This window comes from Achromobacter sp. MYb9, assembly GCF_002975275.1.
Lineage (GTDB): Bacteria > Pseudomonadota > Gammaproteobacteria > Burkholderiales > Burkholderiaceae_B > Achromobacter.
Genome location: NZ_PCOQ01000002.1, coordinates 405788 through 419181, shown reverse-complemented (window position 1 = coordinate 419181; position 13394 = coordinate 405788). Strand labels below are relative to the sequence as shown.

Below are 13394 nucleotides of genomic sequence, written 5' to 3'. Positions count from 1 at the left end.
GCTTTCAGTCAGCCTCAAACCTGCCCGGGAAAGAACCACAGCAAGCTGGCGGTCATCACCAGATAACGCAGGAATTTGCCGATGGCCATATACAGCACGCACGGCCAGAACGACAGCCGCAACCATCCCGCCACCGCGCACAGCGGGTCGCCCACCGCGGGCAGCCAAGATAGCAGCAAGGCCGGCGGCCCCATGCGGTGGATCCAGTCATGCGCCCGCTCGTTCCAGCGCCCGCGCATGCGGCCGCTTTCGGTCGCGTCGGGGTGCGGATGGGGGTGCTTTTCCTTCCAGCGCTCGACGGCCTTTTCAGCGCCCAGGCCCATCCAATAGCTGATCGCCCCGCCCACGGTATTGCCCGCGGTGGCCACCAGAACGGCAGGCCAGAACATGTCAGGCGACAACTTGATGTAGCCGAACACCGCCGGCTCGGAGCCTAGCGGCAGCAAGGTGGCGGACACGAGCGACACCGTGAAAATGGCCGACAGGCCCACCGAGGGCAGCGCCAGCATTCCCAACAGCCAGTGAACAGCGGATAAGAGGCTTTCTTCCATGATGAGCGAGTGTAGCCGCGCCCAAGCACGTAACGATCAGGAATCGATCGCGCCTTCGCCGTCCACGCGGCGTCATTCTGGCCATAAACCTTTCGGGCAACCCGGCTTTCCCTGCAATAATCCTGCCCACGTCCTCACTCTTGTCCCTGCCGCAGTCCATGTCCACTGATTATCTGAAACGCATTCTGACCTCGAAGGTTTACGACGTCGCGGTCGAATCGCCGCTGGAACCGGCGCCCCAGCTATCCGCGCGGATCGCAAACACGGTCCTGCTCAAACGCGAGGACACCCAGGCGGTTTTCAGCTTCAAGCTGCGCGGGGCCTACAACAAGATGGCCAACCTTGCGCCCGCCGTGCGCAACCGCGGCGTCATCGCGGCATCGGCCGGCAACCACGCCCAGGGCGTGGCGCTGGCCGCCAGCCGGCTGGGGTGCCGCGCCGTCATCGTCATGCCCACGACCAGCCCGCAGGTAAAGATCGACGCGGTGCGCCGGCTGGGCGGCGAAGTCGTGCTGGCGGGCGAGAGCTTCACCGATGCCTTCGCGCACGCGCAGATCCTGGAAAAGAAAGAGAAGCTGACCTTCGTCCACCCCTTTGACGATCCCGACGTGATCGCCGGCCAGGGCACGGTGGGCATGGAGATCCTGCGCCAGCACCCAGGCCCCATCGACGCCATCTTCGTCGCCATCGGCGGCGGTGGCCTGATTTCCGGCGTGGCCGCCTATATCAAGCAGTTGCGGCCCGAGATCAAGATCATCGGCGTGCAAACCGAGGACTCCGACGCCATGCTGCGCAGCGTGCGCGCCGGCCGTCGCGTGCAACTGAGCGATGTGGGCCTGTTCTCCGATGGCACGGCCGTCAAGATGGTGGGCGCCGAAACCTTCAAGCTGACCCGCAAATACGTCGACGACTTCGTGGTGGTCGACACCGATTCCATCTGCGCCGCGATCAAGGATGTCTTCCAGGACACGCGTAGCGTGCTGGAACCGGCGGGCGCCATGGCGGTGGCCGGCGCCAAGCAGTACGCGGCCGAACACCACCTGAAGGGCAAGACGCTGGTGGCCATCGCCTGCGGCGCGAACATGAACTTCGACCGCCTGCGCTTCGTGGCCGAACGCGCCGAAGTGGGCGAAATGCGCGAGGCCGTCTTTGCCGTGACGATGCCCGAGCAACGCGGCAGCTTCCGCCGTTTCTGCGAACTGGTCGGCGAACGCAGCGTCACCGAATTCAACTACCGCATCTCGGATGCCGACCGCGCCCACGTCTTTGTCGGCATCCAGGTGTCGTCCGCCGCCGAGCCGGACAAGATCGCCGCCAATTTCCGCCGCCACGGGTTCGACACGCTGGACCTGACGCACGACGAAATGGCCAAGACCCACCTGCGCCACATGGTCGGCGGGCGTTCGGCCCTGGCGCGCGATGAATTGCTGTACCGCTTTGAATTCCCGGAACGCCCGGGCGCGCTGATGCGTTTCTTGAATGCGATGAATCCGAACTGGAACATCAGCTTGTTCCACTACCGCAACCAGGGCGCCGACTACGGCCGCATCCTGATCGGCATCCAGGTGCCCGCGGCGGACAAGAAACAATTCCGTTCGTTCGTAGCCGAACTCGGCTATCCGCATTGGAACGAGACCGACAACCCGGCCTACAAGCTGTTCCTGTAAGCGCCCGGCGCTGCCTGCCGCCCCAATGCGAGAGGGCCTCCTTGCGGAGGCCCTTCCCTTCTGTACGTCAAACACGCCCGGCCGGACCCAAATAAGCGGGGGGGGTCGCTGTCACTCGGCGGCTTACGGAGATAAGCCGCGCATTCAGCAAGGCCCGGCCGGATGCGTTGCCGCTTAGAACCGGTGACGAATACCCATTGCAACGGCGGTGTCGCGTGCATCGTGCTGGAACGCGTAGTTGTCGCCGTAGGAAGCGTACGCGTACAGGTTGGTGCGCTTGGTGAAGTCGTAGGTGTAGCCCAGGCTGTACACGTTGAACGTGGCGTCGTCGCCCGTCAGCTTGTCGTTGCCCGCGGTGGCGCGCTGCCACGAACCGAACACGGCGTGGCGGCCCAGCGGCACGGTGGCGCCGATCATGTAGGAGTTGGCGCGGAAGCCATCAGCCAACTTGAACGAACCCAGGTTGTTCATGCCGTCGGGCGTGGTGCCCATGTTCTGGCCGATGAACCAGCCGTCGCGGGTCTGGCCGAAAGCGGCAGCCAGCTTCACGACTTCAAAGTCGTACGAACCGCCGATGATGTATTCCTGGATGCGGGCCGAGTCTTTGCCGCCGACGCGCTTGTTCGTCGGATCGAAACGGTCGTAGGCCAGGGCCACGTTCAGCGGGCCGTTGACGTATTGCACGCCGGCGGTCAGCACGCGATTGTTGTCGCCCGTGGCAAAGCCGGTCTGGGTCGTGTCGCTGACGCTGTCGTCGGCGCTGAACGAATAGCCCACGCCTGCCTTGAAGCCGCCCATGCTCGGGGTCTGGTACAGAACCAGGTTGTCCAGGCGCATCGTGTTGGCGCTACCGAACGTGGTACCCATGTTCGCGGTGTTGTAGCTGATCGAGAACGGGTCGATCGAACCGAAGTACTTCGACGCCAGGTTCGTTTGGCGGCCGAATTCCAGACGGCCCCAGGAATCGCTGTCCAGGCCCACGGTGGCCTGACGGCCGAACAGGCGGCCGCTCTGCAGCGACTTGCCGTTCATGGGACCGAAACCGCCTTCCAGCGTGAACACGGCGCGCAAGCCGTCGCCCAGGTCTTCCGTGCCGCGCAGGCCGAAGCGCGAACCGCTGCTCACGCCCTGCACGCCGCCGAAGCGGCTTTGCGACACCCCATTGAACTTCACTTGTTCGTAGCCGATACCGGCGTCGATCAAGCCGTACAGCGTCACGGAGTCTGCGGCTTGCGCGGCGCCGGCAAAGCCTGCCAGCAACGCGACGGCCAATAGCGTCTTCTTCATATAAGTCCCCAAAATGGCGAGATAAAAGGCATCCGCAACCGCGCCGTCCCAACGACGGGGCCTTTGCGTGCCGCTGCGAACACGCAAGCGGCGTCTGCACGGAATCTAGTGTCCGGCTTGCGCCAACCCGAAGTAACACGGATTTCGAAGAACTACTTTCCATGGTTGGGATAATGACGGCCAGCTGACACCTCGCCAGGTCTGGAAACCTGCGTTAACGCCTTGAAAATAAATATGAATCTTTGCTCGCAAATCGAAAATGCGCGCGCTCTTACCCCGTTAGCGTGCCGGATTCACCGACAACACTTGTTCAAGCACGCGCACAGTTTTGCGGCAAAAACGCCACACTGTGTCGCCGTCCCCGCCGCAAACCGGCAATAAAAAACCCCTCGGCGTCTCAAGGGGTTTCTCGTGACCATCCGGGGCCAGACGTCGTCCGGCGTCGGGCCTTACTTGCCCTTGGGCGGGTAGTCCAGTTCACCGAAGGTGTATTCGCCACGGGCCTTGGCTTCGGCCAATTCCTGGCGGACCTGCTCGCGGGTCTTGCCGCCGGACTGCGACACGGCAGCGCGGGGCGGGTAGTCCAGTTCGGCGGTCGTGACCTGGCCTGCGGCCTTGGCGCTTTGCAGTTCTTGCTGCACCTGATCGCGCGTCATGCTGGTCTGAGCAGCGGCGGCGGGCGGGTAATCCAGTTCGCCGAACGTGACTTGGCCTGCGGCCTTGGCGGCCTGCAGTTCTTGTTGAACCTGTTCACGCGTCTTGCCATCGGCGTGAGCGGCGGACATGCCAACCAGGGTTGCGGTGACCATAAGTGCGGTTGCTAGGGCTTTCATTGTGATGACTCCATCCTAAACCTTGCACAGCGTCTTCTGCCAGGCTGGCAGCTGCGATGTGACTGTTTGATTGCTGGGACGAAGTATCTGGCGATTGGCGCCTAGTAAAAACCCTTATTTTGGTGAACATATTTTCACGGATGGGACAATTGCACGATGTATCCGGCGCCATCTGCGCGATTCTTGCGCAGCTTTTCTGCCAAGCCAGGCGCGACAAGCCCTGCAGGCATTCAGCTACAAGCAAGCTGGGTCGCGGAACCTGCGGCCACCCGCCGGGAACAGGAAGTTCCGCGTGGGGAAATAGACATTTCTGCTGGCGGGACAATAATTCCATTTATCATACAAATCTGCCAGAAATGGAATTTTGAGTCTAGAGGGCCTTATGGATATCCAGCTTAACGACATCGCGCTTTTCGTCGAAGTCGCCAAGCGCAAGAACTTCAGCCACGCTGCGGAAGCCTTGAATATTCCGACCTCCACGCTCTCTCGCCGGGTCAGCGAACTGGAACGCAGCGTGGGCATGCGCCTGTTGAACCGCAGCACGCGCAAGATCGATCTGACTGAAGCGGGCGCCATCTACTTCGAACGCTGCCGGCACATCGTGGAAGAAGCGCGCATCGCGCACGACCAGTTGCTGGACATGGCGGTGCAGCCCAAGGGCCGCCTGCGCATTTCGTTGCCCACCAGCCTGGCCCAGTTGTTCCTGCCTGCCGTCATCAGTGAATTTCGAGAGCAGCATCCCGACATCGAATGCGATTTCGACCTGAGCATGCGCCCGATCGACCCCATCAGCAATCCGTTCGACCTGATCCTGCGCTTCGGGCAGCAGCCCGATTCCAGCCTGATCTCGCGCAAGATCGTGCTGATGGCCCACCAGTTGTATGCGTCGCCGGCCTACCTGGCGCGCCACGGCGAACCGCGCGTGCCCGCCGACCTGACGCACCATGAATGCCTGCGGCCGACCATGCGCGAGGAATCCTCTTTCTGGATGCTCCACTCGGGCGACAAGGTAGAGCGCGTGCAGGTTTCCGGCCGCCTGTCGGCGAACAATGTGGGCATGCTGGGACGCCTGGCCGGCCAAGGGCTGGGCATTACGCCGCTGCTGGTGTTCGATGCGATGGAGCGCGCCATCAAGCAGGCGGGATTGGTGCGCGTGCTGCCCGACTGGAGCCTGACGCCCCTGCCGCTGTTCGCACTGCTGCCGTCCCGCATGCTGCCCGCCAAAACCAAGGCGTTCCTGGACTTCATCCAGCCCCGCCTGTCCGATTCATAGGACGGGTGACGCCCGGAGCACGCCGTGGCCAGGGCCCGGCACACCGGGCACCCGGCCGCGCCGCCGATTACGGCGTGGTGCCGCCGTACTGACAGACCGTGTAGAGCGGCGTGCCGGTGGCGGCCACCTTGGCCGAACCGCCCAGATCGGGCAGATCGATGATGGCGGCGGCTTCGACCACGTTCGCGCCCAGGCGCTGTAGCAACTTGATGGCGGCCAGCATGGTGCCGCCCGTGGCGATCAGGTCATCGACCAGCAACACACGCTGGCCGGTGCGCACGGAATCGGTGTGCATCTCGACGGCGGCGTTGCCGTATTCAAGCGAGTATTCCTCGGCCACGGTGCGAAAGGGCAACTTACCCTTCTTGCGCACGGGCACGAAACCCAGATTCAGTTCGTAGGCCAGCACGCTGCCCACGATGAAGCCGCGTGCGTCGACGCCCGCCACCAGGTCAAGGCGCTGGCGCATATAACGGTAGACGAACAGATCGATCAGCACCCGGAACGCGCGCGGATCTTGCAGAACCGGCGTGATGTCGCGGAACACGACACCCGGTTGGGGCCAGTCCGGAACGCTGCGGATGGTGCGCCGGATGTACTCGGCGTTGTCGGTCTGCATGGAAGGCGGCCCTGAAGAATTGAAGCAAGGCGAACTATAACCTTGCCACCGCGCTTAAGCCAGGATTGCCTCCCGTGACAAGTCATGTAATCGAGCGTGACGCAACTCGTAGCAGCGGTCGACCGCGCCGGCGGGCAAGGCCGCGTGCGTGGCCAGCACCACCGTGCGTCCCCGCACCGCGCGTTCCAGGTCATTGAAAAAGTCGGTCTGCGCCGCGGCGTCCAGACCTGCGGTGGGTTCGTCCAGCACGATGACCGCCGCTGGCGACAGCAGCGCCCGCGCCAGGCACAGGCGGCGCGCCTGGCCCGCCGACAGCTGCGAACCGGTCTCGCCCGCCCACGTGTCCAGTCCGTCGGGCAGGCCACGCACGAAATCGCCCAGCCTGGCCGCGTCCAACGCACCCCATAGCGCCGCATCGTCCGCGTCGGGGTCGCCGATCAGCAGATTCGTGCGCAAGGTACCCAGGAACACCGGGGCGTCCTGGGACAGCAATGCAATGCGCCGGTGCCAATCCGCCTGCGTGCAATCGCGCGCATCGCAGCCGCCGAAGCGCACCTGTCCCGACTGCGGATCCTCCAGGCGCAGGATCAGATGCAACAGCGTGGATTTGCCCTGCCCGCTTGCCCCCATGATGGCGACCCGCTCGCCGGGCTCGACCCGCAAGCTGACGCCGTCCAGCACTGCGGGGTACACACCCTGCCCCCGGGACGGATAACGGAACACGACCCCGTCCAGCTCCAGCGCCCCCGCGGACGGCAAGGCGCGCACGACGGGCGCATCCTGCATGTCCGGCTGCGCTTGCGTCACTTCCCGGATGCGCGCCGCGGCCGACATCGCCGACCCCATGCGGGACGCGCCGCGCATGATCGGCCCCGCCACTTCGAAAATGCCGATCACGGCCAGCAACAAGCCCACCAGGACGGGGCCTTCGATCTGCCCGGCCTCATGCGTCCCCAACCCGAACCACAGCAACGCCAACACCGACAGGCCCGCCGCGACTTGCAGGAACCACTGTCCGCGCGCCGCCACCCGGGCCTGGCTGCGACGGGCCCGCGCGCTGGCTTCGCACAGCCGTTCGAAATGCGCGGTGGTCGGCGCCTGCGCATGCAACGCCACCATGTCCGCGTGGCCGTCCACCGCGTCCAACGTCGCCGCGCGCAATCCCGACGCGCTTTCCTGGGCTGCTGCGCCCGGCTTGCGCGCCGCGCGCAGCAGCCACCCAGGCACCAGGACACAGGCGGCCAGCAACGCCAGCGCGAACGTCAGCGCGGCGGCCGGCACCCACATGCCAAGCACTGCGGTCAGCACGGCGCCCCCCAGGATGGCGGTCGCCAACGGCGCCAGCACGAACAGGAACACGGTATCCAGCGCATCGACGTCGCCCGTCATTCGCGCCACCAGATCGCCGCTGCGGTACTTCGCCAACTGACGCGGCGTCAGCCTGATCAGCGCCCCGAACACCGTGGCGCGCAGATCGGCCAGCAGACGCAAGGTAGCCGAGTGGCCCACGACGCGATCCGCATAGCGCGACACGATGCGCAGAAATGACAGGCCGCGCACCAGCGCCGACGGCGCGAACAAGTTGAACACCCCGCCTGCCCCCGCCAGGGCCGCGCCCGTCAGGAACCAACCGGACACCCCCAACAGGCCAACGCCTGCGGCAACGGTTGCCAACGCACAGAACAATGCGAGCAAAAGCCCGCTTTTTCGGCGTGCGTACAACGGCGCCAGCAACAGCAAATTCTTCATGCGTCTTCCACTTTTCCGCTCGCTACCCGCAGCACGCGACCGAACCGGGCCGCGACCGCCGGCGCATGCGTGGCCAGCAGCAACGTGCGGCCCACGGAGAATTCCAGGATTTCATCCAGCACCCGGGCCTGGGTAGCCTCGTCGAGATGCGCCGTGGGTTCGTCCAGGAGGATCAGCCCGGGATCCCGCAGGAACAGGCGCGCCAGCGCAACACGCTGCGCCTGCCCGCCTGACAGGCCATGGCCGCGGCTGCCCAGCGGCGTGTCCAGGCCTTGCGGCAGCTCGTCCGAAAATTCCAGCACACAGGCGCGGCGGGCCGCGTCGCGCAATTCGGCATCGGACGCGCCCGGGCGGCCCAGCCGGAGGTTGTCGGCAATCGACCCCGCCAGCAGCTGCGGCTTTTGCCCGATCAGCGCCACGCGCTGGCGCAAGACAGCTTCATCCCAGTCGGCCAGCGGCACGCCGTCGATGCGGACCTCGCCGTCAAACGGCCGCAAGCGCGCAAGGGCTTCGATCAACGTGGACTTGCCGATGCCACTGGGCCCCATCAACGCGACCTGCTCGCCCGGCGCCAGATGCAATCCGGCGCCATCCAGAACAGTCTGCCCGCGTCCGGGCGCGTTCACGCGCAAGCCAATCACGTCGACCTGCGCGCCCGCACCGGACGCAGCCAGCGCGACCGCCCCCGGCGCGGCCGGACCAGCTTCGGCATCTTGCGGCAGGCCATCGAACAGCACGGCGATCTGCGTCACGGCCGCCAACGCCGTGGCGCGGTCGTGATAGTGCGCGGCGAACTGGCGCAACGGCGCATAGACCTCCGGCGCCATCAACAGGCAGAACAGGCCCGCCTGCAAGGTCAGAGGCGACCACCGCAGGTCCAGGAATCCAAGATAGGTCAGGCCGATATATACGGCCACTCCCGCCACGCCCAGCGCGGCGAAAAACTCCAGTACCGCGGACGACAGGAAAGCGATGCGCAGCACCGACATCGTGCGCTGGCGCAACGCATCGCTGGCGGCCACGACAGAGGCCGCCTCGGCTTGCGCCCGGCCATAGAGTTTCAACGTGGACAGCCCGCGCAGGCGGTCGGCGAAAAAGCCGGACAAGCGAGCGAAAGCACGCAGGTGACGGCGGCTGGCGCCTTGCGCGCCCCACCCCACCAACGCCATGAACAGCGGGATCAGCGGCGCGGTGATCAACAACACCAGACCCGCGATCACGTCCACCGGCAACAACAGCACCGAAAACGCCACCGGCAACATCGCGGCTGCGGCCATCGCGGGCAGGTACTTGGCAAAGAAGCCGTCCAACGCCTCGACCTGGTCGACGACCGCGCTGGCCAATTCACCCGACGCCTTGCCGCGGCTCCAGTACGGCCCCTTCGCCACCAACCGGGCAAACAGCGCCTGGCGCACGTGGCGCTTGATGCGTTCAGCGGCGTCCGCCCCGGCGCGCTCCCCGGCCCAGGTGATGCACGCGCGCAGCAACATCAACCCGGCGATGCCCAAGATGGCGCCCAGCAATTCCTGGCGCGGCGCCTGGCGGACGATGGCCGCGTCCAGCACGCTGGCCAGCAGCCACGCCTGCACGACCAGCAAGGCGCCGCTGACCAGCGGCGCGGCCCCCGCCAGCATCAATGGAACCCTCGCCGCCTTGGCAAGCGCCATCAACCACCGCGACTGTTCGCGCGGCGGTTTCTGCAGACTGGCCGAGGGATCGTGCTCGAGGGTGCTAGCGCCGCCGCTCACTCGTCGCCACGGCTGGCGCGCGGGTCATGCGAATGCCCTTCGCGCAGCTCGAACCACATTGCATTGAGGATAGCGAACGCACACGCCAGGCCCAAGCCGAGTATCCACGAGAAATACCACATGGTGGAGGCTCCTTTTTCAGTAAGAGTTGGGCGTGTCGCCCACGGAATCATGGGTGACCTTGCCGCGCATGACGCGATACACCCAGGCGGTGTAGAGCGTGACGATAGGCAGGAAGATGACCACCGCGATCACCATGATCCACAGCGTCAGATGGCTGGACGACGCGTCCCAGACGGTCAGGCCGGCTTGCGGGTTGGTCGACGACGGCATCAGGAACGGGAACAGCGAAAAGCCCACGGTCAGGATGACGCCCGCGATCGACAGCGCAGAGGCCAGGAACGACAGGACATGGGCGCGCACGCTCAAGAGCAGCAGCACCAGCACCGCACCGGCCACGCCCAGCGCGGGCGCGATCCACATCAACGGCCATTTCGCGTAGTTGGCCATCCAGGCGCCGGCCTGCACGCTCACGGACTTGAGCATGGGGTCCGACGGCCCCTTCATGTCGACCGCGCTGGTGATGACGTGGCCGTTGAGACCGCCCGCGACCCAGAAGCCGCCCGCGACGAACAGCGCCACCGTCAGCAACGCCAGCAGACGCCCCCAATTGCGGGCCCGCGACGAAATGGGGTCTTCCGTGCGCCAGGCCAGCAGCACCGCGCCGTGCATGGCCAGCATCACCACGCTCAACACGCCGCACAATAGCGCGAACGGCGTGAACAGCTGGTAGAAATGGCCTTCGTACATCATTCGCAGCGCGGAACCCTGGAACGTGAACGGCACGCCCAGAATGATGTTGCCGACCGCCACGCCGAATACCAGCGAGGCCACCACGCCCGAAAAACACAGCACGCCATCCCAGCTGTTGCGCCAGCGGCTGCCTTCCATCTTGCTGCGGTACTTGAAGCCCACGGGACGCAGGATCAGCGCAATCAACGCCAACATCATCGCCAGGTAGAACCCGGAGAACGACGCGGCATACAGCAGCGGCCAGGCAGCGAAGATCGCGCCGCCCGCCGTGATCAGCCAGACCTGGTTGCCTTCCCACACGGGGCCGACCACGTTGATCACCACGCGGCGCTCGGCGTCGGTCTTGGCCACGACGGGCAGCAAGGCGGCCACCCCCAGGTCGAAGCCGTCCATGACGGCGAAGCCGATCAGCAACGCGCCCAGCAGCACCCACCAGATCACGCGCAAGGTGCCATAGTCAAAAGGAATAAGGGTATCCATCTGCTTCTCCCCCTCAGGCGCGCACGGCGGCGCGCACAGGATCGGCGGCGGCGTTGCCCGCCGTCGGCCCATCGGATTTCGGACCCGCCTTGATGGCGTGCAACATTACCTTCACGCCAATGATCAGCAGGACCGTGTACAGCACCAGGAAGATAGCCAGGCTGATGGCCAGGTCGGCGATCGTCAGGCCCGAGGCGGCGTAGTACGTTGGCAGCACACCCTCGATCACCCAGGGCTGGCGGCCGTATTCAGCCACGAACCAGCCGCTTTCAATGGCGACCCATGGCAGCGGCAGGCTCCACAACGCCACCTTGAGCAGGCCGCGGCGGCTATCGAGGCGGCCGCGAGAGGCCAGCCAGAACGCCACGCCGAAGAACAGAATCAGGTACATGCCCACCGCCACCATGATGCGGAACGCCCAGAACAGCGGCGCCACATTGGGCACGGTGTCCACCGCGGCCTTCTTGATATCGGCTTCGGTGACCTTGCTCATGTCTTCCTGATACCGCTTGACCAGCAAGGCGTAGCCCAGGTCGGGCCAGGTCTTGTCGAACGTCAGGCGCGCGTCCACGTCCTTGGGATTGGCGCGGATTTTCTGCAACGCGTCGTAGGCAACCATGCCATCGCGGATGCGGTTTTCAGCGCGCAGGATCAGGTCATCGATGCCCAGCAGCGGCGTGGTCAGGGAACGCGTGCCGATGATGCCCATGACGTACGGGATCTCGATGGCGAAGTCGTTCTTGCGTTCAGCCTGGTTGGGGATCGCGATCAGGTTGAAGGATGCCGGCGCGGGCTCGGTGTGCCACATCGACTCCATCGCCGCGATCTTCATCTTCTGGTGTTCCGTGGTCAGGTAGCCGCTTTCGTCGCCCAGCACCACGACCGACAGCGCGCCCGCCAGGCCGAAGCTGGCGGCCACCGCCATCGAACGCTTGGCCAGGTCGGTATGACGCCCCTTCAACAGGTACCAGGCGCTGATCGACATCACGAACATGGCGCCGGCCACGTAGCCCGCGCTGACCGTGTGCACGAACTTGGCTTGCGCCACCGGGTTGAAGATCACCGCCGCGAAGTCGGTCATCTCCATGCGCATGGTGTCGGGATTGAAAATCGCGCCCACCGGGTTCTGCATCCAGCCGTTGGCGATCAGGATCCACAGGGCCGAGAAGTTCGTGCCGAACGCCACCAGCCAGGTCACCACCAGGTGGCTGACCTTGGACATGCGGTTCCAGCCGAAGAAGAACAGGCCGACGAAGGTGGCTTCCAGGAAGAAGGCCATCAGCCCTTCCAGCGCAAGCGGGGCGCCGAAGATGTCGCCTACGTAGTGGCTGTAGTAAGACCAGTTCATACCGAACTGGAATTCCATCACCACCCCGGTGGCGACGCCGAGCGCGAAATTGATGCCGAAAAGCGTGCCCCAGAACATGGTCATCCGCTTCCAGATGGGGCGGCCGGTCATGACGTACACGCTTTCCATGATGGCCAGGATGAACGACAGGCCAAGCGTGAGAGGGACGAACAGGAAGTGGTAAAGCGCGGTCGCGGCAAACTGGAATCGCGACAGATTTACAACGTCGAGATCAATCATTGGGGCGCTCCCAAGCAGTGGAGGTGCCGCGGCAACCGGCATGGTTCCCAGGCCGTCTCTCGCGCCATGTTACGGGCGTTGCAAACAACTTCATAGAGGTTTCCTGAAAAATCGGGGCGGATGAGCCACTTAGCCCTTGCCCCGCAATTTGCCGGCGAAGCCCAGCACTTTTTGCACTTGCGAACCCAGTCGCATGAGCTTTTGCACGGTCTCCGGGGGCAGGCGTTGAACCTCATCGAACCATCCGGAAGACAGTTCGATGAGCTCCAGCATTTCGGTCATGCGTTGCTGCGCGTAGGCGTCGTTGGGCCCCGAAGGGGTTTCCAGCAAGGTGTCGCGCAGCAAGGTGAGCGTGGGATTGATTTCGCGCTTGCGCTTTTCTTCCATCAGGATGCGGAAGATCTCCCACACGTCTTTGGGCGTCTCGAAGTAGTCGCGGCGGTCGCCCACCTGGTGGATCAGCTTGACCAGCCGCCAAGACTGCAGCTCTTTCAGTCCCAGGCTGACGTTCGAGCGCGAGAACCCCAGCGTTTCCGCAATGTCGTCGGCATTCAGCGGGTCGGGATGCAGGAACAGCAGGGCGTAGATCTGGCCCACGGTGCGGTTCACGCCCCAGCGGCTGCCCATTTCGCCGAAATGCAGCACGAAGCGTTCGTTTTGAGGGGTAAGAACCATGAGTTATCAGCGCCAACGAGTCGGATCACGGCATGGCTGATAAATACAGTTACACCGCTTTCAGTAATTCCTGAAATTATCGAACAAACTGTGCGAAAGCGCAAACCACAC

The 13394-nt window shown here is 64.6% G+C and carries 12 protein-coding genes; 2 read left to right on the top strand and 10 right to left on the bottom strand.

Annotated features, from left to right (window positions below; translation table 11 throughout):
• Nucleotides 1-14: 14 nt before the first annotated feature.
• Nucleotides 15-551: a YqaA family protein gene (locus CQ050_RS06240; RefSeq protein ID WP_105555923.1), complete on the bottom strand. Its 537-nt coding sequence runs from the start codon at nt 549-551 to the stop codon at nt 15-17.
• A gap of 158 nt (nt 552-709) precedes the next feature.
• Here CQ050_RS06240 and ilvA point away from each other — a divergent pair, with 158 nt between their 5' ends.
• The gene (gene ilvA, locus CQ050_RS06235; RefSeq protein ID WP_105555922.1) at nt 710-2218 is read left to right on the top strand and encodes a threonine ammonia-lyase, biosynthetic; all 1509 of its coding nucleotides are present in this window, start codon (nt 710-712) and stop codon (nt 2216-2218) included.
• Nucleotides 2219-2392: 174 nt separating this feature from the next.
• Here the strand turns inward: ilvA and CQ050_RS06230 are convergent, their stop codons facing one another.
• Together CQ050_RS06230 and CQ050_RS06225 are read right to left on the bottom strand one after the other, a co-directional pair.
• Complete coding sequence (locus CQ050_RS06230; protein WP_105555921.1) at nt 2393-3505, bottom strand: porin; 1113 nt, start codon at nt 3503-3505, stop codon at nt 2393-2395.
• A gap of 449 nt (nt 3506-3954) precedes the next feature.
• On the bottom strand, nt 3955-4338 hold the full coding sequence (locus tag CQ050_RS06225) for a DUF4148 domain-containing protein (protein ID WP_105555920.1): 384 nt from the start codon (nt 4336-4338) through the stop codon (nt 3955-3957).
• A 382-nt stretch (nt 4339-4720) separates the two neighbouring features.
• Between CQ050_RS06225 and CQ050_RS06220 the strand changes: the two genes are divergently transcribed.
• On the top strand, nt 4721-5611 hold the full coding sequence (locus CQ050_RS06220) for a LysR family transcriptional regulator (protein WP_105555919.1): 891 nt from the start codon (nt 4721-4723) through the stop codon (nt 5609-5611).
• Between the two features lie 67 nt (nt 5612-5678).
• Here the strand turns inward: CQ050_RS06220 and CQ050_RS06215 are convergent, their stop codons facing one another.
• From CQ050_RS06215 to CQ050_RS06185, 7 genes are all read right to left on the bottom strand, one after another.
• Nucleotides 5679-6230, bottom strand: a complete 552-nt coding sequence (locus CQ050_RS06215; RefSeq protein ID WP_105555918.1) for an adenine phosphoribosyltransferase — start codon at nt 6228-6230, stop codon at nt 5679-5681.
• 54 nt (nt 6231-6284) lie between these two features.
• Nucleotides 6285-7979: a thiol reductant ABC exporter subunit CydC gene (gene cydC / locus CQ050_RS06210; RefSeq protein ID WP_105555917.1), complete on the bottom strand. Its 1695-nt coding sequence runs from the start codon at nt 7977-7979 to the stop codon at nt 6285-6287.
• Nucleotides 7976-9727 (bottom strand): thiol reductant ABC exporter subunit CydD, encoded by a 1752-nt coding sequence (gene cydD, locus CQ050_RS06205; protein ID WP_105555916.1) that lies wholly within the window; start codon nt 9725-9727, stop codon nt 7976-7978. Before cydD ends, cydC begins: the two co-directional genes overlap by 4 nt.
• Nucleotides 9724-9849 (bottom strand): cytochrome bd-I oxidase subunit CydX, encoded by a 126-nt coding sequence (gene cydX / locus CQ050_RS06200; protein WP_105555915.1) that lies wholly within the window; start codon nt 9847-9849, stop codon nt 9724-9726. The genes cydD and cydX overlap by 4 nt, the downstream gene beginning before the upstream one ends.
• A 16-nt stretch (nt 9850-9865) precedes the next feature.
• On the bottom strand, nt 9866-11020 hold the full coding sequence (gene cydB, locus CQ050_RS06195; RefSeq protein ID WP_105555914.1) for a cytochrome d ubiquinol oxidase subunit II: 1155 nt from the start codon (nt 11018-11020) through the stop codon (nt 9866-9868).
• A gap of 13 nt (nt 11021-11033) precedes the next feature.
• A complete protein-coding gene (locus CQ050_RS06190; RefSeq protein WP_105555913.1) occupies nt 11034-12608 on the bottom strand; it encodes a cytochrome ubiquinol oxidase subunit I in 1575 nt (524 codons plus the stop codon).
• 129 nt (nt 12609-12737) lie between these two features.
• The gene (locus CQ050_RS06185) at nt 12738-13283 is read right to left on the bottom strand and encodes a GbsR/MarR family transcriptional regulator (RefSeq protein WP_105555912.1); all 546 of its coding nucleotides are present in this window, start codon (nt 13281-13283) and stop codon (nt 12738-12740) included.
• Nucleotides 13284-13394: the final 111 nt, after the last annotated feature.

Excerpts from the sequence above, each read along its gene's own strand:
- CQ050_RS06225 (WP_105555920.1), bottom strand. The coding sequence starts at position 4,338 with ATGAAAGCCCTAGCAACCGCACTTATGGTCACCGCAACCCTGGTTGGC.
- ilvA (WP_105555922.1), top strand. The coding sequence starts at position 710 with ATGTCCACTGATTATCTGAAACGCATTCTGACCTCGAAGGTTTACGAC.
- CQ050_RS06190 (WP_105555913.1), bottom strand. The coding sequence starts at position 12,608 with ATGATTGATCTCGACGTTGTAAATCTGTCGCGATTCCAGTTTGCCGCG.
- CQ050_RS06240 (WP_105555923.1), bottom strand. The coding sequence starts at position 551 with ATGGAAGAAAGCCTCTTATCCGCTGTTCACTGGCTGTTGGGAATGCTG.
- CQ050_RS06185 (WP_105555912.1), bottom strand. The coding sequence starts at position 13,283 with ATGGTTCTTACCCCTCAAAACGAACGCTTCGTGCTGCATTTCGGCGAA.
- cydC (WP_105555917.1), bottom strand. The coding sequence starts at position 7,979 with ATGAAGAATTTGCTGTTGCTGGCGCCGTTGTACGCACGCCGAAAAAGC.
- CQ050_RS06230 (WP_105555921.1), bottom strand. The coding sequence starts at position 3,505 with ATGAAGAAGACGCTATTGGCCGTCGCGTTGCTGGCAGGCTTTGCCGGC.
- cydX (WP_105555915.1), bottom strand. The coding sequence starts at position 9,849 with ATGTGGTATTTCTCGTGGATACTCGGCTTGGGCCTGGCGTGTGCGTTC.
- CQ050_RS06215 (WP_105555918.1), bottom strand. The coding sequence starts at position 6,230 with ATGCAGACCGACAACGCCGAGTACATCCGGCGCACCATCCGCAGCGTT.
- cydB (WP_105555914.1), bottom strand. The coding sequence starts at position 11,020 with ATGGATACCCTTATTCCTTTTGACTATGGCACCTTGCGCGTGATCTGG.
- CQ050_RS06220 (WP_105555919.1), top strand. The coding sequence starts at position 4,721 with ATGGATATCCAGCTTAACGACATCGCGCTTTTCGTCGAAGTCGCCAAG.